Source organism: Lacibacter sp. H375 (assembly GCF_037892425.1).
Taxonomy (GTDB): Bacteria; Bacteroidota; Bacteroidia; order Chitinophagales; family Chitinophagaceae; genus Lacibacter.
On the sequence record NZ_JBBKTT010000001.1, the window covers coordinates 1473883 to 1498490 of the forward strand.

Consider the following 24608-nt stretch of genomic DNA (forward strand, 5'->3'; position numbering starts at 1 on the left):
TTAGCTCATTTTAGTTTTTATAAAATCAAAATATCAACCTTCAATACGTTTGATGTCTGCACCAAGTTTACGCAACCGTTCATCAATGTATTGATAGCCCCGGTCGATCTGTTCAATATTCTGAATAATACTTTTTCCTTCAGCACTTAATGCTGCAATTAGCAATGCTTGCCCAGCACGTATATCGGGGCTGCTCATTGTAATACCCCTTAACTTTTGTTCACGTTCCAAGCCAATAACAACAGCTCGATGTGGGTCACATAAAATAATTTGTGCACCCATATCAATGAGTTTATCTACAAAGAACAAACGGCTTTCAAACATTTTCTGATGTATGAGTACACTTCCTTTTGCCTGGATGGCAGTAACAAGAACAATGCTCAACAGGTCAGGCGTAAAGCCCGGCCATGGATGATCATAGATCGTTAGCACACCACCATCAAAGTATCGTTGTATTTCATACAACTCCTGTTCGGGTATATGAATATCATCACCGTCAATTTTTAAATCAATACCTAATTGTCTGAATTTTTCCGGGATAATACCAAGTTGATCAATACCTGCTCCTTTAATAACAATATCGCTTTGTGTCATTGCAGCTAAGCCAATGAACGAGCCAACTTCAATCATATCGGGCAGAATGCGATGAGCAGTACCACCTAAATAATCAACACCTTCAATACTTAACAAATTACTTCCAACCCCACTGATCTTTGCACCCATACGATTAAGCATGGCACAGAGCTGTTGTATATAAGGCTCACATGCTGCATTGTAAATAGTGGTGGTTCCACTGGCCATACTTGCTGCCATTACAATGTTAGCAGTGCCTGTTACAGACGGCTCATCAAGCAACATGTTTACACCTTGCAGTTTGGTTGTTGTGAGATGAAAGAATCCATCTTCAGGATGATAATTAAAGTCGGCCCCCAGCTTTTCAAAACCAATAACGTGTGTATCTAATCTTCTCCGCCCAATTTTATCACCTCCGGGTTTTGGAATAAATGCTTTTTTGTAACGGGCAAGCATTGGTCCTGCGAGCATCACACTTCCACGTAGCTTGCCGCTTTTCTTCTTAAATTTTTCACTGTGCAGGTAATCAATATCTACATCATCGGCCTGGAAAATGCAGGTGTCCCGTTGTGGTCGTTCCACTTTCACGTTCATTTCGCCCAATAATTCAATAAGCAGATTCACATCAACTATGTCGGGAATGTTGGTTATAGTAACTTTCTCGGGTGTGAGTAATACCGCACTGATGATCTGTAGAGCTTCATTTTTCGCTCCTTGGGGAATAATTTCCCCATTAAGTTTTTTACCACCTCTTACTTCAAAAGAATGCATTGAGTATAATTAAATGTATTAAGTGTATGTGATGACAATCTCTTATTGCTACAAAGTACTGCGAAATAAAAAAGGTTAACAAGTACTTTTCTTATTAACCTTTCAATTTGTTTAGCTAGCAACGATCAATATCTCTTTTTAAACTTTCCGCCACCATTGCCGCCTCTGTTATCACGGCCGCCACCGCCGCCACCTCTGTTATCTCTTCCACCACCACCACTGCGTTGCTGGAAATGTTTTTTGAATTTACCTCCACCACCGCCACCACGGTTCTCTCTGAAATCATCACTTGGGCGATATTGACGAACAAAAGGCCTGTTGTTAAACTCCAGTTCACCTTTTGTAATAGCACTTAACTCCGCCTGGATAGCATCATCATGAATATTTTCTTTGTGCCAGTTGTTATAAGAGAGTTTCATGTAATAAGCTATAGCATTGGCAAAACCTTGTTTCTTTTCGGGGTTCTCTTCTTTCAACGCCTTATCAATGATCACTTCAATATTTTTACCTAGGTGATTATAACGTGGGTAACGCTTAGGATAAGGTAAACGTTCCGGCTTTGCTTTTAATGACTCTCTTGTAGGAATTGGATATGGACTGTCTACATCCAATTTAAAATCGGAGATAAGAAACAAGTGATCCCATAATTTATGACGGAAATCTTCTACATTCTTCAGGTGAGGATTTAAAAAGCCCATCAGTTCAATTGCTACCTGGGCTTGTTCCTGCCGCTTTTGGCGATCTTCAATAGTTATGATATGATCAACCATTTTCTGGATATGTCGTCCGTACTCACGAATGGTTAAATGATTTCTTGTAGTGTTATATTCCATAAACTTGATAATAGCAAATGTAAGCAAAGGGTTTATAAAAAAAGCTGCCCTTTTTAGGGGGCAGCAGGTTCCAGTGGTAAACTATGACTATCTAAAAACTTACTGCTTTACTATTTTTTCTGTTATGATGTCACCACCATCAATGATCTGTAACAGATACATACCACTGTTGAGTGTTCCGGGCTGTAACTGGTTAAAGCCGGTTGTTGTGCGGCCATTTGCCAGTGCACGACCACTCATGTCAATAATACGCCAATTGTAAGAACCGTTGCTGTTAAGCGCAATTTCATTTTTGCTGATAATATTGGTTACTACATCCACTTTAGATTTGCTACCAACTTCACGAAGAGCAACAACGTTAGAGTAGTATTTCAATTGTGAAGCTGTTGTTACCAATAAGCGGTAGTAGATTGTTTTCTTTTCTGAAGGTTGGTAACCGAAGCTGGTGCTGTTGCTGTTTACATTTTGCATGCTGCTGAAACTCATACCGTTTGTTGATGTTTCAATTGAGATCGATTCAATTGGCTCATCGGCAATAATGTTCCAGTTTAGCTCATGGTTATTGTTATTTGCTTTTCCGTTCAGTTTCATGCTTTGTACAGGAAGTGTTGAAGGAAGTGCGGCGCCACTCACTGTATAGTCGCCCAACATACCATAGTTTGATACGTTTGTATTTGATGCATTTGTTAAACGGAGGTAGTAAGTGCCTGCGTTTACAAAACTATCGATGGCTACATTTAATGTTGTAGGAGGGTTGTATGTATTAATGGTGTTGCCTCTTGAATCGAGCAAAGTCAATTGCAGATCAACATTTGGTTTTGTGGTTCCGTTTGTAGAAGGGTTAGCGTCAATTTGTAAGCGTGTTGCGCTTGTAATATCCACCCTGAAAATATCCACATCAGATGATGTGTTGATTTCACTGCTTACATTAAAGCCACTCGTAGGTTGGCTGTTGGCTGATAATGTTGTTGACATTGGCAACAGTGTTGCATCACGATGTGTATTACCAACCATATCTGTTTTATAACCAAATCCGTTGTCTGAGCCAGCAAGGATAGCCAGATCATCCTGTAATTTAGTGCAACCCTGTGTGCTTGTTCCCTTGTGCCAAAGTGTAAGTGTTTTGCCATAACTGTTGCCCATAATAGGTGCCCAGCTGGTTGCACTTCCATTGGTACCGGTACCAGGATTGTATTCATATTTAAAATTGCAATCGGCGTCGTATAACGTTTGGTGGTTCAAGCCTAATGTGTGACCGCTTTCATGCGAAGAAGCTTCTCCAACATTTTTTTCGTTATAATTCAGCAGGTTTGCAAACACGAACCCTGGGATTTCCATTCCCCAACGAAAAGTGTTAAGATAAGCTACACCACCTGCGCTACCGTACCAACTGCTATAAGCAGTAATAATAATGCGTTGTCGTTTGTTAATAGGAGCAGCAAAATATACTGTTGAGTCAGTTGTAATGTTTAGGTTAAAAGGATTGAAATCTTCTGCAACTTGATAAAAAACCGTTCTGATCTTTTCCTCTGTTAAACCTGATGGCGTGCAGTAGAAAGGATAGCCACCATTCCAGTAAGGAGTGCTTACTGTTTGTCCATCGAAGTCAAGAAAAATTGTCGCACTTGCAGTTGGGTTACTGCTCAGTTTAGGCACCTGAGCGAATGCTTTGAATGCGGTTGTTGCAAATAGAGCAACAAAGCATAGGATTAGACGTGTCATAGTATTGGATTTTAAAAGGGAATAAAAATACCTGCTGGAACAAGTAATTATTTTAGTCAGCTATCATGTGTGAAACCTGTTTTCTGTTCCAGTTATAAGAACCAGTAACAGCATCTTGCTCCATCATCAACATATCACTATGCTTTTGACTGATCATGATACCACGATAAACGATGCTTTGATCTGGCAAAGTGGTTCTTGAAATGGATAGAAGAAGACCAGGGCGATCTGTTGATTGAAGTGTAACAGTTGTAAGACCGGGAGCATCACTGCTGATTGCAGTTACTTCGCCTTTAAAACGAAAACCACTTGTTACAAAAAGATCAACTTTTTGATTCAGACGTGCATTCATAACATCGCTGATAAAATTTTGCGATGGAGCAAAGCGGGAAGCAACATTGCTAAACATTGTTGGCTTACCATCATGCTTTTGACGACCTGATTGAAATTCTTGCGAGAAAGAAAAAATAGATAGTGTACAAAATGCGAGTGCGAAGACTAGCTTTTTCATAGAATACGATTTAGGATATTGGAATACTGGATTACGAAACAAATGTAGACGGAAGAATTAAATCTGGCAATAGGTATTTATCTGTATTTTAAAAATAGACCCCGCTGGAAAGCGGGGTCGTTTACCCAAAATCCACATTGTAAAACCATCAATGTATCCTGACTCTTCCCTGTTGCGAAAGAATTATTTGTAAATTATAAACTGTTAACGTACATGTGTTTATAATATTATTTCATTTTAAAAGAACATGGAATTAATAGCAATTACTGTTCCAAACTTTTTCTATGCCAAGAATATTTTTTTTCATTCAAAAGTATTTTCAAATATTAAGGGAAACTGCTTAAAACCCACACCGTATTTTCTGCAATTCGAACCTTCTTTAGCTAAGTTTTAAAGCTGATGTAATCATATATCGTCTGTAAAAATAAAGGCGGGAACATTAACATCCTATCGTACTTCTTTTGAATAATTGCTTGGGAAATCAACGTTTTTGATTGCATAATTTCCTGATTTGTAGAACAATACTATTCAATTTCAATCTCATTGTTTCACACCTACCTTTGCAGTTCTTTTATGGTGATTGCAATTAATACAAAATCGTTGCTTCCGGGTAAAATGGAAGGCTATGGATATTATACTGAAGAGATATTTTCCAGAATAGCCCTTGATCACCCTGAGCATCAATTCTATTTTTTGTTTGACCGTCCTTTTGAACAGAAGTTTATCTATGGCGCCAACATCCACCCGGTAATCATCAAGCCACAGGCCAGGTTTTCATTGGCATGGGATATTTGGTATAACTGGATGTTGCCTGTCTTTTTACGAAAGATAAAGGCCGATGTATTTGTTAGCCCTGATGGCTTCTGCTCTTTAAGAACTAAAGTGCCGCAATGTCTTGTTTTACACGACCTTGCTTTTCATCATCACCCTGAATTTATCTCGAAATCGCATCTCAGTTATTATCAAAAAAATACGGGTAAGTTTTTAAAGAAGAGTAAAGTAATTGCTACAGTTTCTGAGTATTCGAAACAAGATATTATTGAGCAATACAAGATAGATCCGGCAAAAATCCATGTTACTTATAATGCTTCCAGTTCTCTTTTTCAACAGCTTTCCTATAAAGAAAAGGAACAGGTTAAGGAGAAATACAGCGCTGGTTGTGAATACTTTATTTACGCAGGATCCATTCACCCTCGCAAAAATCCTATCAACTTGTTGAAAGCTTTTTCGAGATTCAAGAAGCGGCAACAAAGCAATATGAAATTGATCTTTGCGGGCCGGCTTGCCTGGAAAACAGATGAATTTACAAAGCTGCTTTCCACTTTCAGATTCAGAAATGATGTAATTCTTGCCGGCTACCTGGAGAAAAATGAATTGGCGAAACTGGTTGCGTCAGCTTACGCTCTTGTTTACCCATCGTTTTTTGAAGGATTTGGTGTGCCACCGTTAGAAGCGCTTCAATGTGGAGTGCCTGCCATTGTTTCAAACAACAGCGCCATGCCGGAAATTGGGGGTGATGCATATCTATATATTGATCCTGAAAATCCAGATGATATTGCTGAAAAGCTAATGTTGATTTACAAAGATGAATCACTACGTAGCCGACTGATCGAAAATGGGAAAAAACGTCTACAGTTGTTTAGTTGGGATGAGTCAGCCAAAAAAATGTGGAGTTGTATTGAGCTGGCTGCCTCTACTGAATAACTTACCTTTGCCACACAAATTTTAGTATGCATAAAAGTAATATATCCATCGACGTTTATTTAGATGAACAAAAAGTGCCCGAGCAAATTAAGTGGAAGGCAAGTGACAGTAGCGCAGATATGGACCAAACTGCAAAAGCAATGATGCTGGCGTTTTGGGATGGTGCTGATAAATCGGCCCTACGTATTGACCTGTGGACAAAAGAAATGATGGTTGATGAAATGGCTGATTTTTATTATCAGTTACTCATGACTATGGCCGATACATTCAACCGTGCAACCAACCAACCCGAACTAAGTGCTGAAATGAAAGAGTTTGCAAAAGGATTCATGCAGAAATTCAAAAAAGAACAGCTTAATCAAAATCAGTAATAAACTATGAGCCTGGAACAAAACATAATGGCGCAAATGAAAGATGCCATGAAAGCAAAAGATGAAGCTGGATTACGTGGCCTGAGAGCCATAAAAGCAGCTATTCTGCTGGCAAAAACTGCAGGTGGTAGCGGAGAAATTACAGCCGATGATGAAATAAAACTTTTGCAGAAATTGGTGAAGCAACGAAAAGACTCACTCGATATTTTCCGCAAGCAGAACAGGGCTGACCTTGCTCAGAAAGAAGAAGAAGAAATTGCCATCATCGAAAAGTTTCTGCCTAAGCAAATGGATGCAGATGAATTGAAAACGATCATTGCAGGTATTATAAAAGAAACAGGTGCAACCTCACCTGCTGATATGGGGAAGGTGATGGGTGTTGCGAGCAAACAGTTAGCCGGTCAGGCCGATGGTAAAACAATCAGCGCTGTGGTAAAAGAACTCTTAAGCAAATAGCATGATCATTGATATTGTTGTATTGATCGCTATTGCTCTTGCTATAATAAAAGGTTTACGTAGCGGATTAATTGTCGCTGTGTTTTCAATTATAGCATTTGTAATAGGCCTGGCGGCCGCATTAAAGTTGAGCACAGTCGTGGCAGCATGGTTGGCGGAATCAACAAACATCAATACACAATGGTTGCCATTCATTGCTTTTGCAGCAGTCTTTTTCTTAACTGTATTTGCAATAAGAGCGGTGGCTAAACTCATTGAAAAAGCGGTTGATCTTGCGTGGATGGGTTGGGCAAATAAGCTGGGTGGTGTTTTAGGCTATGCAGTACTCTACTTGTTAATATTAAGTGTTTTATTTTTCTATGCTGAAAAAATGAATTTAATAACAGAGGAAACTATTGCAGCTTCCCGAACATATGAATTTATTCAGCCATTGGGGCCAAAAGTGATCAATGCAATTGGTATTGTATTGCCCATTTTCAGTAATATGTTTTCGCAGTTAGAAGACTTCTTTGAGAAGCTGGGCACACAAATGAAGCGGCAATAACGGCAATCTGCAACTGAATTACAATTTTTCACACAAATCAACTATTTTAGCAATTAACAACTGTTATTTGCTGCCAGTAATGAACTACGAAATAATACAGGAAGGAAAGTTTAAGTATATCGAAGTGGGTGAAGGCGAACCCCTCATGCTGTTGCATGGGTTGTTTGGTGCATTAAGTAACTTTAAAGATCTGCTTGATTATTTCAGCAAACGCAATAGAGTGGTTGTACCAATGTTGCCTTTGTTTGAACTTGATCTGTTGCATACAACAGTTGGCGGATTAGAAAAACATGTTCAGAAGTTCATTGAATTTAAAGGATACAAGAACATACACATGCTTGGCAACTCATTGGGTGGCCATGTAGCATTAGTACATGTGTTGAAACATCCGGAACACATCAAATCACTCATTCTTACCGGCAGTTCAGGATTGTTTGAGAACGGAATGGGTGATACATATCCTAAGCGTGGAGATTATGAGTACATCCGCAAAAAAACGGAAGTAACGTTTTACGATCCCGCAATGGCAACAAAAGAATTGGTTGATGAAGTATACGACATCGTAAATCAACGGTTGAAAGTAATTAAGGTAATTGCCCTGGCAAAAAGCGCCATTCGCAATAACCTTGGCGATGAATTGAAGGAAATAAAAACCCCAACCCTTCTAATTTGGGGAAATAACGACACAATTACACCACCGTTTGTAGGAAAAGAATTCAATAAGCTCATTCCAAATTCAGAACTGCATTTTATTGATAAATGTGGTCATGCGCCGATGATGGAACGACCGGATGAGTTTAACGAAATATTAAATGGGTTTCTTACCAAGTTAAATGCCCCGGTACCCGTCTAAGCAGAAAGAATATGACAATGACAGCAGCCGAACTTATATCAAATCACATACCCACACTTCAAACCACAGATACGGTTCGGCAGGCTTTGGATTGGATGAGCGAAAACAGAACTTCTGAGCTTCCGGTAGTAAATGATCAAAAGTATGTTGGGCTTGTTTACGAAGATGATATTGAAGAGGAAGATGAAGCTTCCAGCATAGAGCCGTTTCTTCATAATGGCAAACCTGTTAATATCAATCCAGCCGATTTTTTTCTTGTTCCATTAAAAATTATGCATCAGCAAAAGCTGAGTCTTCTACCCGTTGTAAAAGAAGATGGTGAATTGATGGGTATCATTACACGGGAAGATCTGTTGCAGGCAGCATCGCATTACAATGCAGCGGCTATTCCGGGGGGTATTGTTATTTTACAAATGCAGCCAAACAGTTTTTACATTTCTGAAATTGGCCGGATTGTTGAATCTAATAACGCAAAGATCATTCATCTTAACACCTGGACCGATAGTTCAACTGGTGAATTGATGGTGGCTATTAAAGTAAACAAGAACGACATACAAGATATACTTTCTTCGTTTGAACGTTACGAATACAATGTGATCCAGTATTTTGGCGAAAACCTTTCAGAAGAAGAGTTGCGCCTGAATTACGATCATCTCATGAACTATCTTAACATATAGTTACTACATCTAACCTGTTTTTTTCTACCTGAATCAAGTACATTTAAAATCTGTCTTTGACGGAAAACTAATTATGCTGCCAAAAAGGGTTCATAGTATTTGTCTGCTTGTTCTACTGCAGTTCGTTGTAGGGCAGATTTATGCACAACCCTCAGTTGCTATTCAAACAGCAAAAGAAAACTTGCGAAAAGTTATAAGTCAGCTTCCTGATTCCGTAGAGTTTATTGTGCGTTCTGTTACGGTAACTGGTCATAAAAAAACAAAAGATTATATCATCTTACGTGAAGTGCCGTTCAGCCAGGGATCAAAAATGTTCAAGAGCCAAATGGAAGAACTGATCGATCAGGCTAGGTTGAATGTTTCTAATACACAACTGTTTCTTGAAGTAATACCTAAGATAAATGCATGGGATGAAAAGTATGTAGATATTCTGTTTGAAGTAAAAGAGCGTTGGTATTTATTTCCCTTCCCTTATTTTAAATTAGTTGATCGTAATGTGAATCAATGGCTCACCGAACAAAACAGGAGTCTTGAACGTGTGAACTATGGATTGAAACTAAACTGGGATAATGTTTCCGGAAGAAGAGACAAACTCAACTTTAATTTTGTTAACGGTTACACACGTGAATATTCCATTTTTTATGAACAACCATATGCTGATAAAAAACTGGAGAGAGGTTTTTTAGGCAGCATTTACTATAAACAGTCGAGGCAAATGGCCTATGCAACAGACAGCAATAAACAAGCTTTCTTCCCTGCAAATAATGGACAAATCAATGAGTTCGTTCGAACGACTTTTAAAATGGAAGCTGGTTTCACTGTGAGGAAAGGTGTAAATCATCGTCATACTTTTCGTCTTAGTTATGCAAAGGAATCGGTCCCTGATACCATCAGCAAGTTGATCGCTGCAAATTCACTCAAAGGATACCTTCCTTATTTTAATGAGAACAGATCGAAGCAAGAGTTTGGTGAGTTTGTGTATTCGTATCAATATTACAACGCCAATAATATTGTATACCCATGGAAGGGGTTTCTTTTCAACGGTTCATTTATGCAAAGAGGTTTAGGTGCAAAAGGAATGAACCTATGGCAGTTTTCCGGTAAAGCAGGCAAGTTTTTTCAGTTAAATAAAAAAACTTCTGTTTCTGCTGTTGGATATTATATGGTGAAAGTGCCATTCAAACAACCAATGTATAATATTGCTGCATTAGGGTATGGCGATTGGTTTTTGCGTGGGCTTGAGTATTATGTTATAGATGGGGTACAGGCTGGTATTCTGAAAGGAACAATAAGGCAGGAAGTGCTGAATTTAAATGTGCCCACATTCCTCGTCAAAAACGAGAAGTATAAAAAAATACCGTTCAAAATCATTGCAAAGGTTTATGGGGATATTGGTGCAAGCCATTTGCCAGCTTATACAAACAGCATACTCAACAATCGTTTCCTGTATACTTATGGAGCAGGTATTGATGTGTTAAGCTACTACGATTTTATAGCACGCATTGAATATTCATTTAACCAATTGGGTGAAAAGGGATTATTTTTACATGTACGCAGAGATTTTTGATGATCACCTGCAGTCTTTGAATACAAAACAATTTTAAAGCTATTGTAACTGTTTCCAGTCAGGCAATAACAACTAAATACACATGAAGTTTCCTAAAAAAATCAGTGAGTTGGTTCGTGGTGAAGTCTATGATATTTTTTTTGAAACGACCCTGTGGCCAAAATCAAATTAAATTAAACACATGAAAGTAGCTATCTACAGCCGGGTGTTTGAATCTGACCAGAAAGAAGATATTCAACGTTTATTAAAAGAATTGCAGGCGAATAATATCCGTGCATATGTGTACAGGGGTTTTTATGAGCAGATAAAAGAGCAAATTCATTTTGATGAAGAACCACCGATCTTTCATTCGTCTGAAGAGCTGGATGATACATTCGAATGCATGATCAGCCTTGGTGGCGATGGTACATTACTCGACACCGTTACTATGGTGAGAGAGTTGCCTATCCCATTGCTTGGTATCAACTTTGGAAGGCTTGGTTTTTTAGCAAGCATCGGTAGGGAAGAAGTTGAAACGGTGGTGGCTTCATTAAAAAACCATACATATGTGGAAGATGAACGTACGCTGATTCATCTCGACAGCAACATGCCACTCTTTGGCGATACACCATACGCTCTCAATGAATTTGCTATCCACAAGCTCGATACATCTTCAATGATCAAAATACACGCTTATCTCAATGGCGAGTTTTTGAACAGTTACTGGGCCGATGGATTAATTGTAGCTACGCCAACCGGCTCAACCGGTTATTCATTAAGCTGTAATGGTCCTGTTGTTTTTCCTGATTCAGGAAGTTTTGTAATAACACCCGTTGCGCCTCATAACCTTAACGTTCGCCCCATTGTTGTGCCCGATAACAACATCATTTCCTTTGAAATTGAAGGCCGGGCCGATAGTTTTTTGTGTACCCTCGATTCAAGAAAAGAGATCGTTCACAAAACCATACAACTGGCGGTGAAAAAAGAAGAGTTTACTGTAAGCCTTATCCGCTTAAATGAAAACAACTTCCTGCAAACTTTGCGCAATAAACTCTCATGGGGCCTCGATCGCAGAAACTAAATACATCAAATAAGCCGGGGATATATGAAAACCCTGATATTTGCGTTATTACTTTTTTTGAGAACTGATGCTAATGAAAACATTGCTTTTTACCCTTTTTCTGCTCTCTTTGTGTGTTGCCCCTTTCGTTGTTCGTGCCCAGTATGATGGCTACAAGCATGAAGGGGAGTTTGGTGTTCAGCTTGGTGCTGCCCATTATTTCGGCGACCTAAATCCCGACAAAAAACTCAATCGTCCCAAACTTGCAGGGGGTGTTTTCTTCCGCAAACAGATAAATAATTATGTAGCTGTACGCATAGGTGTCAATTTTGCTCAATTAGGATATAGCGACATTTATGAAAAGAAGAATGAGTTCCGCATGCGTCGTAACCTTAGCTTTAATACCAATGTGTGGGAACTTATGTTACAGGGCGATTTTAATTTCTTCCGATTTAACCCAACAAACCCTGGCGAACGATTTACTCCCTACATCACATTCGGAGCTGGCGTGTTCAATTTCGATCCATATGCGTATTTGAATGATACCAAATATTTCCTTCGTCCATTAGGAACTGAAGGGCAAGGATCTGCTGCCTATCCTAACCGTAAACTTTATTCAACTACTGCTTTTGCCTTTCCGGTTGGTGTAGGTGTAAAGTTTGCACTCACAGATAGAACGAATCTCAACTTCGAAATTGCACACCGGTTTACCACAACTGATTTTATTGATGATGTTTCCGGAACATATGCTGGTCTTGCTACATTTCCGGTTGGTTCACCTGCCTCTTTTTTACAGGACAGAAGTTATGAAACAGGAACGCCTATTGGAGTTGCTGGCACTCAACGTGGGTTTAGCGGCCCACGTGATCAATATATAATGGCAACAGTAGGAATCACGTTCAGCATAACTTCTTATAAGTGCCCTACAGCAAATTAAATTTTTCTTCTTTTATTATAAGCGTATGCGGTAAATAGCTGAAACTCGAAACAGCACGTTGTCGTTTATCTTTTCTTCATAAACATATTGCTTAATCTTTCCGCTGTTACCCAATCTTATCCGGCGAAACAAACTATGCCCGGCTTCAATATTTAGTACCAGTTTTTTGGTGAAATAGAAATCGGAAAAAAGGCTGAGCTGGTTATCATTAAACTGAATATACTTTCCGTTAAATAACTGGTAACTGTTATTCACCGCTTTAAATGTAAGGCCGGCGAACCAACTTTTTTTCAACTTTTTTTCAATGAAGAATGAACCTGGTAATGCACCCCATATTTGTAGTGTGCTGTCGATTTTATATTCCAATCCTGCTATGGGCATAAAGAAATTGCCGAACGCTTCACGGTTATAATACAACCCCGCTTTTAATGTGAGTTTTGGGTTTACTTTATAGTTCAAAACAGCAAATCCTCCTGCCTGAAACGAACCCGGTAAACTTATTTTCTCAGCATTATTCCGCAGGATCATCGTTGTGTTGAGAAGAAATTTTGAATGCTTTATGGGAGTGAGAAGTGTTATTGGAAGCCCGACGCCTGTTGGGAAAAAATGTTCTCTTTCCACGATAAGTGAAGTCTGTTTATTTCTATCAGGAAGATTCACCTGCCAGTTTTCAACGTATGGGCTAATGATCAAAGCACCTCCCGTCTTTTTAAACCGGATAGGTAATATCAGCGAAGCGTTGAAATATTCAAAAGAATTTTTGTGGTTGTTCCTGCGGATGAATCCCTGATCCGGAGATTGAATCGTACGAACATTCAACACATCAATATAAGGTTGCGCATTGGAAGCTGTTACGGTAAATACAATGAACAGAAAGAGGAGTGCTTTTCGCATGGGAAAGATTTTTTCTGTTAAAGGATCTGGGTTGAACTTTCTCTTATTAAAGTACAAGATATTTCCGACGAAAGCGAATAATCCCTGAACATTACAGCTTCATTGATACAAATATGCCTGACACAAGAACCTAAAGCTGGAGACGAATTTGGCGTTTTGAATCTCCCCAAACCCTTTGTTTCAGGGCATTTCGGAAGCGATGAAAAAAAATGTGCAAAATTTTTACTGTAAATCAATTTGTTACAAAAGTGCTTGTAAAAATACTTTCCTCTTTCTTTGGCAGATTGCGTTGAGCAGCCCTACCTTTGCGACCCGTTCTAAAAAGCGGGATTTTTCTAAAAACTCCACGGGATGGCGTGGAAAAAATTAAATACAATGAGTAAACTACATTTCACTACGAAGCATGCGAACGAGGCTACTGTGCAACGTAACTGGTACGTTGTGGACGGCACCAATCAAACCGTTGGACGCATGAGTTCAAAAATCGCTGCAATCCTTCGTGGTAAGAACAAGGCCTATTACACTCCCCACGTTGACTGTGGTGATTATGTAATCGTAATTAACGCCGATAAGGTTGTTTTCACTGGTACAAAGATCGACTACAAAGAATACCACAACTTCAGTGGTTACCCGGGTGGTCAGAAAATTGAAATTGCAAAAGACCTTCTGCGTCGTCGTCCGGAAGTGGTTGTTGAGCGTGCTGTAAAAGGGATGCTTCCTAAAAACCGCCTCGGTCGTAAGATGTACAAGAAGTTGTTTGTATATGCTGGCGATAAACATTCACACATTGCACAACAACCAAAAGAACTGAAGTTCTAATCATTTTCAAATTTTCAAACTCCTTATAAATGGAAAAGCAAAAAAACGCAGTTGGTCGCCGTAAAGAAGCCATTACCCGTGTGTTTATCAGCAAGGGTACCGGCACAATTACCGTGAACGACAAAAACTACAAAGAATATTTCAGCTTGGTGTATTTACAAAACCAGGTAGAAGCTCCTTTAAGAACTGTTGAATCATTAGATAAGTTTGATGTAAAAGTTAACGCTAATGGTGGTGGTATTAAAGGTCAGGCAGAAGCAGTGAAACTGGGTATTGCCCGTGCTTTGCTTGAAGTGAATCCTGAGTATCGCCCTGTATTGAAAGCTGCAGGTTTACTGAAGCGTGATCCACGTGGTGTTGAACGTAAGAAATTTGGTCATAAGAAAGCCCGTAGAAGCTACCAGTTCTCTAAACGTTAACAAAACAGCTTCAGGCCCACAGCTTCGAGCTATGAGTTTTCTTCTCGTAGCTCGCTGCTCAAAGCTCAGAGCTTTCAAACTATTACATACAATAACAAAAAGTATACAATGGAAAATAACACTTCATTACAACAGCAATTACTCGAAGCGGGTGTACATTTTGGTCACCTGAAGAAGAAGTGGAATCCCAAGATGTTACCTTACATCTTTGCTGAAAAGAAAGGTATTCACATCATCGACCTCAACAAAACTGTTGAAGGTTTGCAGGAAACTGCAGCAGCTATGAAACAGCTGGCACGCAGCGGTAAAAAGATCATGTTTGTTGCTACCAAGAAGCAAGCAAAAGAAATTGTTACTGAGTGCGCACAAAAAGTAAACATGCCGTACGTAACTGACCGTTGGTTAGGTGGTATGTTAACAAACTTCAATACTGTTCGTAAGAGCGTAAAGAAAATGCAGAGCATTGAAAAAATGCTGAATGATGGTTCTTTCGACAGCATTACGAAAAAAGAGCGTCTCCAGTTAAGTCGTGATAAAGAGAAAATGGAAAAAGTATTGGGCGGTATCGCTAACATGAGCCGTGTTCCTGCTGCTTTGTTTTTAGTTGATATTGGTCACGAACATATTGGTTTGGCTGAAGCAAAGCGTTTAGGCATTACTACATTCGGTTTGGTTGATACAAACTGCGATCCTAATAAAGTAGACTACTTTATTCCGGGTAATGATGATGCAACAAAATCAATCGCTATCATCACTCAATTCCTCACTGCAGCAATTGCAGAAGGTTTAGCTGAGCGCCAGGTTGAAAAAGAAGAAGACGAAACTGAAGAAGTAGAAGATAAAGGTGCTAAGTTCGACGAAGGTGAAGAAGGCGGTCGTGACAGAGGTGGACGTGGTGGTCGTGGTCCTGGTCGTGGTCCTGGTGGTAACGCCGGCGGTCCTGGTGGAGCTCCTAAGCGTCGTGTACCAAGCACACAGAAGCGTACTTCAACCAGATAATAATGGGCAGGAAGTAAGATGTAGGATGAAAGAAGAGTAAGACTTCTAAAAAAATATAAAATGCTTTCTGCCTGAGTTAATTTATAAACTTTAGCAGAAAGCATTTTTCAAATTTTCAAATTTTCAAATTAATAGATATGTCAACTGTAACAATAAGTGCACAGGATATTAATAAGCTTCGCCAGGCTACTGGTGCAGGTATGATGGATTGTCGTAAAGCATTAACTGAAACAAATGGTGATTTTGAAGCAGCGATCGATTGGTTGCGCAAACAAGGTCAGAAAGTAGCAGCAAAGCGTAGCGACCGTGAAGCAAAAGAAGGTGTTGTGATTGCACAAACAAGTGCCGACAAAAAAGTGGGTTATGTTGTATGTATCAGTTGCGAAACTGATTTCGTAAGCAAGAATGCAGATTTTGTTGCTTTTGCACAATCAATTGCTGATGCTGCTGTAGCCAACGATGTAAAGAGTGTTGATGAACTGAATGCCGCTGAAGTAAATGGCGCAAAAGTTGCTGATCTTATTAATGATAAGCTTGCTTCAATTGGTGAAAAGATCGGTGTAAGCAAGTTTGAGCGTGTTGAAGCTCCTTATGTTGCTTCTTACATTCATGGTGCATACCGCATGGGTGTATTGGTGGGTTTAGATAAAGAAGCTGCTGAAGCTGGTAAAGATGTTGCAATGCAAATTGCGGCAATGAATCCTGTTGCAGTTGATGCTGACAGCGTACCTGCTGATGTAGTGGCACGTGAAAAAGATATCATCGTTGAATTGATGAAGCAAGATCCGAAAATGGCCGGCAAACCTGAAGAAATGATTGCTAAGATCGCTGATGGTAAAATGAATGCGTTCTTTAAAGAACAAACTTTGTTGGCTCAGGCTTTCGTGAAAGATGCTTCTAAGAGCGTAGGTGAATTCCTGAAAGCTTCAGGCGATGTAAAAGTAACAACCTTCAAACGTGTTGCTTTAGGATAAGATTAGAATGTAGTCCTGATAAAACGGTCCCGTGTACGAAAGTGCACGGGATTTTTTTTGACAGTGCCGCAGGCATAAACTCCTGTACATTTGAAAACGAAAAAAGATTGCTATGCACGAACAACTAAACTTTATAAAGAACGAATACATACCCATCATTCGTGAAGCCGATATTTCTGTTCAACCCAAATGGGGAAAAATGAATTTTCAGCAAATGGTGGAACATGTGGCTGCTTTCTTTAAAGTATCAACGCATAAATTAAAATTCGATCTTGTTTCACCTCCTGAACATATGCCTAAGCTCAAAGAATTTTTAATGAGCGATAAACAGTTCAGGGAAAACACAAAAGCTCCCTCAAGTATCATCGGTGAAGAACCTTTTCCTGTTCATTATTCATCAGCTGAAGAAGCGGTTGCCAAACTGGAAAAAGAAGTCAACCACTTCTTTCATTTTTACGAAACTAATCCAACAGCTACTGCAGTTCATCCTGTATTTGGCGAACTGAACTTTGAAGAATGGGTAAGGCTCCATTATAAGCATGTTACTCATCATTTGCGACAGTTTGGTTTGCTAAGTTAAAAATGACACAAGCCATTTACTGAACTATCTTCTGCTGTAACTTAGCAGCCTAACGATTATTAGCAAAATATGAATAAGCTCGGCAATTATATCACCGGCCATTGGATAAATGGCGATGGTGAAGGACAACTCCTATACAATGCTGTTACAGGCGAACCTGTTGCAACTGCATCAACAAAGGGATTAGACTTTCAATCCATTCTTCATTATGGAAGAACTGTTGGTAATCCTGCCTTGCGAAAAATGACGTTTCATGAGCGTGGGAATATGCTTAAAGCATTGGCTATTCATTTACGTAATCACCTCGATAAATTTTATGCTGTTTCTTATCAAACAGGTGCAACAAAAGCAGACAGCTGGGTAGATATTGAAGGTGGTATAGGTAATTTATTTGCGAACGCATCGCTTCGTCGCAAATTTCCTGACGAAGTATTTTGTATTGATGGTGAAAGTCATAACCTGAGCAAGAACAATACATTCATGGGCACACATATTCTTGTGCCGAAGGAAGGCGTGGCTGTACATATCAACGCATTTAATTTTCCTGTTTGGGGAATGTTGGAAAAAATAGCGGTTAACTTATTGGCAGGGGTGCCTGCTGTTGTGAAACCGGCAACAGTAACAGCTTACTTAACCGAAGCTGTTGTGCAAGAGATCATCGCCTCCGAAATATTACCTGAAGGTGCATTGCAATTGATCTGCGGTAGTGCAGGTGATATATTAAGTCATGTAAACAGCCAGGATATTATTACGTTCACCGGTAGTGCATCAACAGGATTGATGTTGAAGAGCCAGAAGAATATTCTGCAAGAAAACGTTCCGTTTAATATGGAAGCTGATTCACTCAACTGTATTGTGCTGGGCGACGATGTAAACCCGGGTATGCCTGAGTGGGACATTTTTATTAAAGAAGTAAGAAAGGAAATGACCTTGAAAGCCGGACAGCGTTGTACCGGAATCCGCCGAATATTTGTTCCGGAGAGTAAGATGGAAGATCTGTGGAAAGCAATATCAACGTCATTAGCGCAAACAACCATCGGTAATCCGCTCAATGAAAAAGTAAGAATGGGTTCATTGGCTGGTGAAACACAACGTAAAGAAGTAAGAGAACAAGTGCAGAAATTATTAGCGTCATCTCAAATTGTTTATGGCAGCCTAGATAGTGTTGATGTGGTTGATGCTGATGCAAGCAAGGGTGCATTTATTTCACCAATATTATTGAAGAATGAAAAGCCATGGACTTCAAACGAAGTACATGAAGTAGAAGCATTTGGTCCGGTGAGTACCATTATGCCCTACAAGACAATTGATGAAGCAATTGCATTGAGCAAACTTGGAAAGGGTAGTTTGTGTTCTTCCATTGTTACTGCGGATCATAAAATTGCAAAGCAATATGTAATTGGCGCAGCAACACATCATGGACGAATTCTTGTGTTGAATAATGAGTGCGCAAAAGAAAGTACCGGTCATGGTTCACCGTTACCCTTGTTGGTGCATGGTGGTCCTGGCCGTGCTGGCGGTGGCGAAGAAATGGGGGGCTTGCGTGGTGTAAAACATTACCTGCAACGAACAGCAATTCAAGGTTCGCCAACAACTATTACGGCAATTACAAATGTTTACCAGCCAAATGCTAAAGGGAAAGACCCCGGTAAGCATCCGTTTAAGAAATATTTCGAAGAATTGGAGATCGGCGATCAGATCATCACAGGAAAAAGAGTGATTACCAGTGAAGACATTGATCGCTTTGCTGATTTGAGTGGAGATCATTTCTATGCTCATATTAAAACAACTGATTTTTCGGGAACCATGTTTGAACAACAGGTGGCACATGGTTATTTTATCATGAGTATAGCTGCTGGTTTGTTTGTAGACAGTTATGACATAAACCCGGTATTGCTGAATTATGGTATTGATGAGTTGCGTTTTACCAAACCTGTTTATCCCGGTGCAGAAGTGTATATACGGTTTACATGCAAAGAGAAGTTGCCGAATGATAAACGTATTGTAGAAAAACCGGAAGATTTTAAACGGGGCGATGACATTGAAAAAGGAATTGTAAAGTGGCTGGTGGAGTTTTTGGATGAAACAGATGAACTAACCGGCGTTGCTACAATTTTAACAATGGTAAAAAAATTAAAGCAGTAGCAGGCATTGCATTTGTGCAAAGAGTGCTGTAATTTAATAAGACTAAATCAATGAATCATGGTTACGCAGATCAGTGAAGCATACGTAAAAAAGGAATTACATAAAGGAATTGCAACTGTTGAGTTTCATCACCCGCAAAGTAATTCGTTACCCGGCAGTTTATTAAGTGAACTGGCTCACACCATTTCGCACCTGGCGCACGATCCGAATGTATTAGTGATCATATTAAAATCATCAGGTGAAAAAGCTTTTTGTGCAGGCGCAAGTTTTGATGAACTGGTAGCAATAGAAAATGAAACAGAAGGATTAAAATTTTTCAGCGGCTTTGCTCATGTGATCAATGCCATGCGTAAATGTCCGAAACTGATCATTGGCCGCATTCATGGAAAATGTGTGGGCGGTGGTGTTGGTTTGGCAGCGGCTGTAGATTATGCTATTGCAGTTGAAGGTTCAGATATAAAACTGAGCGAACTGGCTGTAGGTATTGGTCCGTTTGTGGTAGGCCCGGCAGTAGAACGTAAGATCGGTACATCAGCTTTTACTCAATTGGCAATTGATGCAGCCAGCTGGCGTAATGCCGATTGGGCAAAACGTAAAGGATTGTTTTCTGAATTGCATCCTACCATTGAAGACATGGATGAATCAATTTCCAAACTTGCCAATACATTATCGCATTCTTCACCCGAAGCTATGCACGAAATGAAAAAGATATTCTGGAAAGGAACAGAGCATTGGGATGAACTATTGATCGAACGTGCAAAGATCAGCGGCAGATTAGTGTTGAGTGAGTTTACACGAAATGCAATTGCAAAATTTAAAGTGAAGAGTTGAAATGAGTAGAAAGAGAAAAAGAGTCTGATAAAAAATATCACGTTAGTTAAACAAGCGACAGTTTGCCTCTTTCTCTTTTTTATTTTTAGCACATGATTCAAACCTTCTCTGCAGATAATTTTCAAACATATTGCGATCTTCTTTCAAAAAAAGACAAACATCTCAAAGCCATCATCAAAGAGCATGGTTACCCACCTATGTGGACACGTAAGCAAGGTTTTGAAACACTTATTCTAACAATTCTTGAACAACAAGTTTCACTGGCAGCAGCATTTGCTGCGTATAAAAAATTAAAAGCACGAATAGGTGCTGTTACACCGGCAAAAATTCTTGCCATGAGCAATGAAGAATTGAGGGAATGTTATTTCACAAGACAAAAACAAGTGTATGCAAAAGAATTGGCAACAGCAATAACAACAAAAAAGATTCAGCTAAAAAAATTTTCAATGTTGACTGATGAAGAAGTAAGAACACAGCTTACTTCTATTAAAGGAATTGGCAACTGGACAACTGATGTGTATCTCATGCATGCATTGCAACGCACCGATCTTTTCCCGTTGGGCGATATTGCCTTGGTGAATAGTTTAAAAGAAAACAAGCAACTGCATCCGCAAATAACAAAAGAAGAAATGCTCACTATTGCCGAACCATGGCGACCTTATCGTACAATTGCCGCCATGATTCTTTGGCATTCTTATATCAAAAAGCGGAACATTAAGATTGAACATTGATGAAAGTCTGCGCTATTACAGATCATCATATTCATAAATTTCATCGATATGTGTACCAGCCTTCATATCAAACACAGGTTTGATGATGCCGTTTTCGAGACCATAAACCCACCCATGAAGATCTGGCCGTTGTTCATGTTTCCATGCTCGTTGAATGGTAGATGTTTTCGCTAAACTGAACACTTGTTCCTGCACATTCAGTTCAGTCAACCTGTTTGTTTTTTCTGTTTCGTCGGTCAGCAGATCTAATTCTGCTCTGTGAATACGATATACATCTTTGATATTACGTAGCCACATATTCAATACCGGTCTGAAATCGTGATTGGTAAGAGCTGCTTTAATGCCCCCGCATCCGTAATGACCACAAACAATTACATGTTTTACTTTCAAATGGTTCACGGCATAATCCAGCACACTCAATACGTTCACATCTGTATTGATCACGAGGTTGGCCACATTACGGTGAACAAAAATTTCGCCCGGCTCTGTGCCGGTGATCTCGTTGGCAGGAACACGGCTGTCGCTGCAACCGATCCATAAGAACTCAGGTGTTTGTAAATGCGCAAGCCGGTCAAAGTATTCAGGATCATCTGACACTTTTTTGGCGGCCCACTGTTTATTTTCATTTAATAATACTTCGTATGGTTTCATAAAGGCGTCTATTTTTTCCTCAAGCAAACAAACAGATGTTTGTATTACAGGAGAGTAAGTGTTAAATTTTTTTAAGATAAATATGACATTAAAAGTAAACAAACCAACTGATTCGTTCTTATTTTAGCCGTCGGTAAGTTATAAGTGGCTTGGATTCCAGTATTCAAAATCTTATCTTGCAACACATTCCATGAAGCGTAGTCGTATAACATATAGCATTATTCAAAAAACATCCACCATTTTTATGATGGCTGCTTTGCTATGGCTTACGATCAGTCTTCCATTTGTTTATGCTGGTCAGCAGGAAATTGCACAACAGCAGCAAAAAGATAATACCGATTCACCTTTCACGGGTAATGAAGAGGAAAGTGCTAATCCATTCGGCAACTCAACCGAGGAAAAAGCCCCTAGTAATAACTCCTTTTCAGAAGAATATCTTCACGACCATCACAAAGAGGATGGTTTATTAGCAGTGTCTAAACAATATCGTTCTTGTGAAAACGCAAGAAACTATATTGCTTTTCATGGCGAACTTTTGGTTCCCCCTCCAAACTGTGCCTAATTTTTTCCTTTATTGACATTGGCTTAAAACGCCTGTTTTACTGTTACATTAATTATACAATTATGTTGTCATATACGTATGACAATAACTTAAAAACTTAAAATGATGAGAAAGCATTCGAAAGAATACTTAGAAAACCTGACGCCCTACCAAGGATATGAGATCTTAGTTGAGGGCAACCAGCGCTTTGTAGAAAATTTATCAGTTAATCATGACCACTTAGAGTTGATCAATCAGACAAGAGAAGGTCAGTATCCATTTGCGGTGATATTAAGCTGCATGGATTCACGCACATCAGTTGAATTGATTTTCGACCAAGGTCTCGGTGATCTGTTCAGTATCAGGATCGCTGGAAATATTGTTAACAACGACATCATTGCAAGTATTGAATACGCTGTGAAGTACGTTGGTTCAAAAGTATTAATGGTGTTGGGCCACACAGAATGTGGTGCAATTAAAAGTGCAAAGGCAGGTGTAGAAGATGGTCATATCACCGATCTGTTGAAACGCATAAAACCCTCTATCAGCAAGGCAATGCTGAAACATGAACACGACCATCTGTATACGGACAATGTAGCATATGCAAACGTTGAAAATAGTCTTGAAGAAATACTTACACGCAGCCAAATTGTAAAAGACATGTTTGCAAAAGGAGAGATTGGTCTTGTAGGTGGGGTATATGATATTGAAACCGGAAGGGTTGATTTCTTTAAGAATCTTACAAAGAACAGTAAAAAGCAGCAGGTGGCTGAAAAAGTTTAAATGCTGAGTTGCTCAAGATTTAAAATCCATAATAAAGTGTTTGTAAAATGAAGATTACTACTAAATATTTAAAGACCGATCTGCTCTCAGGTATGGTTGTTTTCCTGGTGGCCTTGCCCCTTTGTTTGGGTATTGCCGTTGCCAGTGGTGCACCTCCGTTTGCAGGAATTATCTGCGGTGTTATTGCAGGTATTGTTGTAGGCTCGCTCAGTAGTTCGAACGTAAGTGTATCAGGGCCTGCAGCTGGTCTTATTGCAATTGTGCTGGTGGCCATTAATGATCTGGGTTATGAAGCGTTTTTAGTAGCTGTCATGGCTGCGGGATTAATACAGCTTATACTCGGTTTTATTAAGGCAGGTACCATCTCTACTTATTTTCCAACTGCAGTTATTGAAGGGATGTTAGTGGCAATCGGTATCATCATCATTAAAAAAGAATTGCCACACGCTATTGGTTATGATAAAGCACACGAAGGTGATTGGTTTAATTTGGAAAAAGGATCAGAGACTGGTTTTTTTACCGAGATCATCAACTCCATTAACTATGCGCATTTGGGTGCTATCATAGTTACTGTTGTTTCGTTAGGGATTCTGATAGCTTTCAATAAGCTCTCGTTTCTTAAAAAGATCAAGGCATTGCCAGGGGCTTTAGTAGTAGTAGTGGTTGGTATTGTTATCAATGAAATATTCAAAGCAACAGGATCAAACCTTGCTATTTCACAAGATCACCTGGTAACATTACCTACAGCATCATCGGTAAGCGAATTTTTCGGCCAATTTATTACGCCTGATTTTTCGGCGGTCACCAACAGCAAAGTATGGATTGTTGGTGTTACTATTGCTATAGTAGCCAGTATCGAAACTCTTTTGTGTTTGGAAGCGGGCGATAAAATGGATCCGTTAAAACGTTATTCAAGCGCTAACACAGAATTAAAAGCGCAGGGAATAGGTAATCTTCTTTCAGGATTGGCAGGTGGTTTGCCAATGACGTCGGTAATTGTAAGAACAACAGCAAACATAAATTCAGGAGCTAAAACAAAACTTTCGGCTATCGCCCATGGTGTATTTCTATTGCTCACTGTGGTTACCATACCGTTCCTTTTGAATAAAATACCGATGGCTTGTTTGGCAGCTATCTTAATTATGATCGGTTTGCGTCTCGCAAGTGCAAAGGTGTTTAAACACATGTGGCATAACGGAAAGCATCAGTTTATTCCGTTTATTGTAACTGTTCTTGCTGTTGTACTTACAGATCTTTTACGAGGTGTGGGAATTGGGTTGGCAGTAAGTGTCATTTTCATCCTTCGTGGTAATATGAAACTTGCTTACTTCTTTAAAAAGGAGAAACACAAAGAAGGTGAAACAATTTATATTGATCTTGCACAGGAAGTGTCTTTCTTAAACAAAGCAGCTATAAAGCAAACATTGGCCCATTTGCCAGAAAACAGTAACGTAGTTATTGATGCAGCCAACACAGTTTATATCGATTTTGATGTGTTGGAACTTATCCGTGATTTTTTAGACTTTGGCTCAAAGGACAAAAATATTACGGTGACACTTAGAAACTTTAAAGAAGCTTATAGAATGGCAGATGCGGTGCATGTACATTCGGAAAAGAATGGCACACCGGTAGGAATTGGTACAACAGAACCTGAAAAAGTGCTTGAAACACAAACCACATAAG

26 protein-coding genes are annotated in these 24608 nt (G+C 39.4%); 20 read left to right on the top strand and 6 right to left on the bottom strand.

The genetic code is table 11. The annotated features are described in order from the left end of the window. Positions 1-33 precede the first annotated feature (33 nt). From murA to WG954_RS06475, 4 genes are all read right to left on the bottom strand, one after another. On the bottom strand, positions 34-1344 hold the full coding sequence (gene murA / locus WG954_RS06460; protein ID WP_340434742.1) for a UDP-N-acetylglucosamine 1-carboxyvinyltransferase: 1311 nt from the start codon (positions 1342-1344) through the stop codon (positions 34-36). A gap of 125 nt (positions 1345-1469) precedes the next feature. Continuing rightward, positions 1470-2177, bottom strand: coding sequence for a DUF4290 domain-containing protein (locus WG954_RS06465; RefSeq protein WP_340434744.1), 708 nt, complete (start codon positions 2175-2177; stop codon positions 1470-1472). Between the two features lie 99 nt (positions 2178-2276). Further along, positions 2277-3899: a T9SS type A sorting domain-containing protein gene (locus WG954_RS06470; RefSeq protein WP_340434746.1), complete on the bottom strand. Its 1623-nt coding sequence runs from the start codon at positions 3897-3899 to the stop codon at positions 2277-2279. A gap of 52 nt (positions 3900-3951) precedes the next feature. Further along, complete coding sequence (locus tag WG954_RS06475; RefSeq protein WP_340434748.1) at positions 3952-4410, bottom strand: hypothetical protein; 459 nt, start codon at positions 4408-4410, stop codon at positions 3952-3954. Between the two features lie 573 nt (positions 4411-4983). On the opposite strand from WG954_RS06475, the gene WG954_RS06480 reads away from it, so the two are divergent. The 9 genes from WG954_RS06480 to porG all read left to right on the top strand — a co-directional run bounded on the left by WG954_RS06480 (position 4984) and on the right by porG (position 12558). Next, on the top strand, positions 4984-6114 hold the full coding sequence (locus WG954_RS06480; protein WP_340434750.1) for a glycosyltransferase family 4 protein: 1131 nt from the start codon (positions 4984-4986) through the stop codon (positions 6112-6114). A gap of 26 nt (positions 6115-6140) precedes the next feature. Beyond that, on the top strand, positions 6141-6485 hold the full coding sequence (gldC, locus tag WG954_RS06485) for a gliding motility protein GldC (protein WP_340434752.1): 345 nt from the start codon (positions 6141-6143) through the stop codon (positions 6483-6485). Positions 6486-6491: 6 nt separating this feature from the next. Beyond that, positions 6492-6941, top strand: coding sequence for a GatB/YqeY domain-containing protein (locus WG954_RS06490; RefSeq protein WP_340434755.1), 450 nt, complete (start codon positions 6492-6494; stop codon positions 6939-6941). A gap of 1 nt (position 6942) precedes the next feature. Then, positions 6943-7485: a CvpA family protein gene (locus tag WG954_RS06495; RefSeq protein WP_340434757.1), complete on the top strand. Its 543-nt coding sequence runs from the start codon at positions 6943-6945 to the stop codon at positions 7483-7485. Between the two features lie 79 nt (positions 7486-7564). Next, positions 7565-8338 (top strand): alpha/beta fold hydrolase, encoded by a 774-nt coding sequence (locus WG954_RS06500; protein ID WP_340434759.1) that lies wholly within the window; start codon positions 7565-7567, stop codon positions 8336-8338. A gap of 17 nt (positions 8339-8355) precedes the next feature. After that, positions 8356-9015 carry a CBS domain-containing protein gene (locus WG954_RS06505; protein ID WP_340434761.1) on the top strand — a complete coding sequence of 220 codons (660 nt, stop codon included), beginning with the start codon at positions 8356-8358 and terminating at the stop codon, positions 9013-9015. 181 nt (positions 9016-9196) lie between these two features. After that, positions 9197-10582 (top strand): POTRA domain-containing protein, encoded by a 1386-nt coding sequence (locus WG954_RS06510; protein WP_340434764.1) that lies wholly within the window; start codon positions 9197-9199, stop codon positions 10580-10582. A gap of 181 nt (positions 10583-10763) precedes the next feature. Continuing rightward, positions 10764-11642, top strand: a complete 879-nt coding sequence (locus tag WG954_RS06515; protein ID WP_340434766.1) for an NAD kinase — start codon at positions 10764-10766, stop codon at positions 11640-11642. A gap of 73 nt (positions 11643-11715) precedes the next feature. Beyond that, positions 11716-12558, top strand: coding sequence for a type IX secretion system protein PorG (gene porG / locus WG954_RS06520; protein WP_340434768.1), 843 nt, complete (start codon positions 11716-11718; stop codon positions 12556-12558). A 15-nt stretch (positions 12559-12573) separates the two neighbouring features. On the opposite strand, the gene WG954_RS06525 is transcribed toward porG, so the two are convergent. Beyond that, the gene (locus WG954_RS06525) at positions 12574-13452 is read right to left on the bottom strand and encodes a DUF6268 family outer membrane beta-barrel protein (protein ID WP_340434770.1); all 879 of its coding nucleotides are present in this window, start codon (positions 13450-13452) and stop codon (positions 12574-12576) included. Positions 13453-13827: 375 nt separating this feature from the next. Here WG954_RS06525 and rplM point away from each other — a divergent pair, with 375 nt between their 5' ends. The 8 genes from rplM to WG954_RS06565 all read left to right on the top strand — a co-directional run bounded on the left by rplM (position 13828) and on the right by WG954_RS06565 (position 20950). Then, positions 13828-14271 (top strand): 50S ribosomal protein L13, encoded by a 444-nt coding sequence (rplM, locus tag WG954_RS06530; protein ID WP_182803332.1) that lies wholly within the window; start codon positions 13828-13830, stop codon positions 14269-14271. 29 nt (positions 14272-14300) lie between these two features. Next, positions 14301-14690 carry a 30S ribosomal protein S9 gene (gene rpsI, locus WG954_RS06535; RefSeq protein ID WP_324231317.1) on the top strand — a complete coding sequence of 130 codons (390 nt, stop codon included), beginning with the start codon at positions 14301-14303 and terminating at the stop codon, positions 14688-14690. 108 nt (positions 14691-14798) lie between these two features. Continuing rightward, positions 14799-15689: a 30S ribosomal protein S2 gene (rpsB, locus tag WG954_RS06540; protein ID WP_340434773.1), complete on the top strand. Its 891-nt coding sequence runs from the start codon at positions 14799-14801 to the stop codon at positions 15687-15689. 137 nt (positions 15690-15826) lie between these two features. Then, a complete protein-coding gene (gene tsf, locus WG954_RS06545; RefSeq protein ID WP_340434775.1) occupies positions 15827-16663 on the top strand; it encodes a translation elongation factor Ts in 837 nt (278 codons plus the stop codon). 112 nt (positions 16664-16775) lie between these two features. Then, positions 16776-17243, top strand: a complete 468-nt coding sequence (locus WG954_RS06550; protein ID WP_340434776.1) for a DinB family protein — start codon at positions 16776-16778, stop codon at positions 17241-17243. Between the two features lie 69 nt (positions 17244-17312). After that, a complete protein-coding gene (gene paaZ, locus WG954_RS06555) occupies positions 17313-19388 on the top strand; it encodes a phenylacetic acid degradation bifunctional protein PaaZ (RefSeq protein ID WP_340434778.1) in 2076 nt (691 codons plus the stop codon). 57 nt (positions 19389-19445) lie between these two features. Further along, positions 19446-20219 (top strand): enoyl-CoA hydratase/isomerase family protein, encoded by a 774-nt coding sequence (locus WG954_RS06560; RefSeq protein ID WP_340434780.1) that lies wholly within the window; start codon positions 19446-19448, stop codon positions 20217-20219. A 92-nt stretch (positions 20220-20311) separates the two neighbouring features. Beyond that, positions 20312-20950 carry a DNA-3-methyladenine glycosylase family protein gene (locus WG954_RS06565; RefSeq protein ID WP_340434782.1) on the top strand — a complete coding sequence of 213 codons (639 nt, stop codon included), beginning with the start codon at positions 20312-20314 and terminating at the stop codon, positions 20948-20950. A 15-nt stretch (positions 20951-20965) separates the two neighbouring features. Here WG954_RS06565 and WG954_RS06570 read toward each other — a convergent pair whose 3' ends face one another. Beyond that, complete coding sequence (locus WG954_RS06570) at positions 20966-21601, bottom strand: carbonic anhydrase (protein WP_340434784.1); 636 nt, start codon at positions 21599-21601, stop codon at positions 20966-20968. Between the two features lie 190 nt (positions 21602-21791). Here WG954_RS06570 and WG954_RS06575 point away from each other — a divergent pair, with 190 nt between their 5' ends. The 3 genes from WG954_RS06575 (at position 21792) to WG954_RS06585 (ending at position 24607) form a co-directional block, all read left to right on the top strand. Further along, the gene (locus tag WG954_RS06575; RefSeq protein WP_340434786.1) at positions 21792-22163 is read left to right on the top strand and encodes a hypothetical protein; all 372 of its coding nucleotides are present in this window, start codon (positions 21792-21794) and stop codon (positions 22161-22163) included. 102 nt (positions 22164-22265) lie between these two features. Continuing rightward, positions 22266-22925 carry a carbonic anhydrase gene (locus WG954_RS06580; protein WP_340434788.1) on the top strand — a complete coding sequence of 220 codons (660 nt, stop codon included), beginning with the start codon at positions 22266-22268 and terminating at the stop codon, positions 22923-22925. 47 nt (positions 22926-22972) lie between these two features. After that, complete coding sequence (locus WG954_RS06585; protein ID WP_340434790.1) at positions 22973-24607, top strand: SulP family inorganic anion transporter; 1635 nt, start codon at positions 22973-22975, stop codon at positions 24605-24607. Position 24608 lies beyond the last annotated feature (1 nt).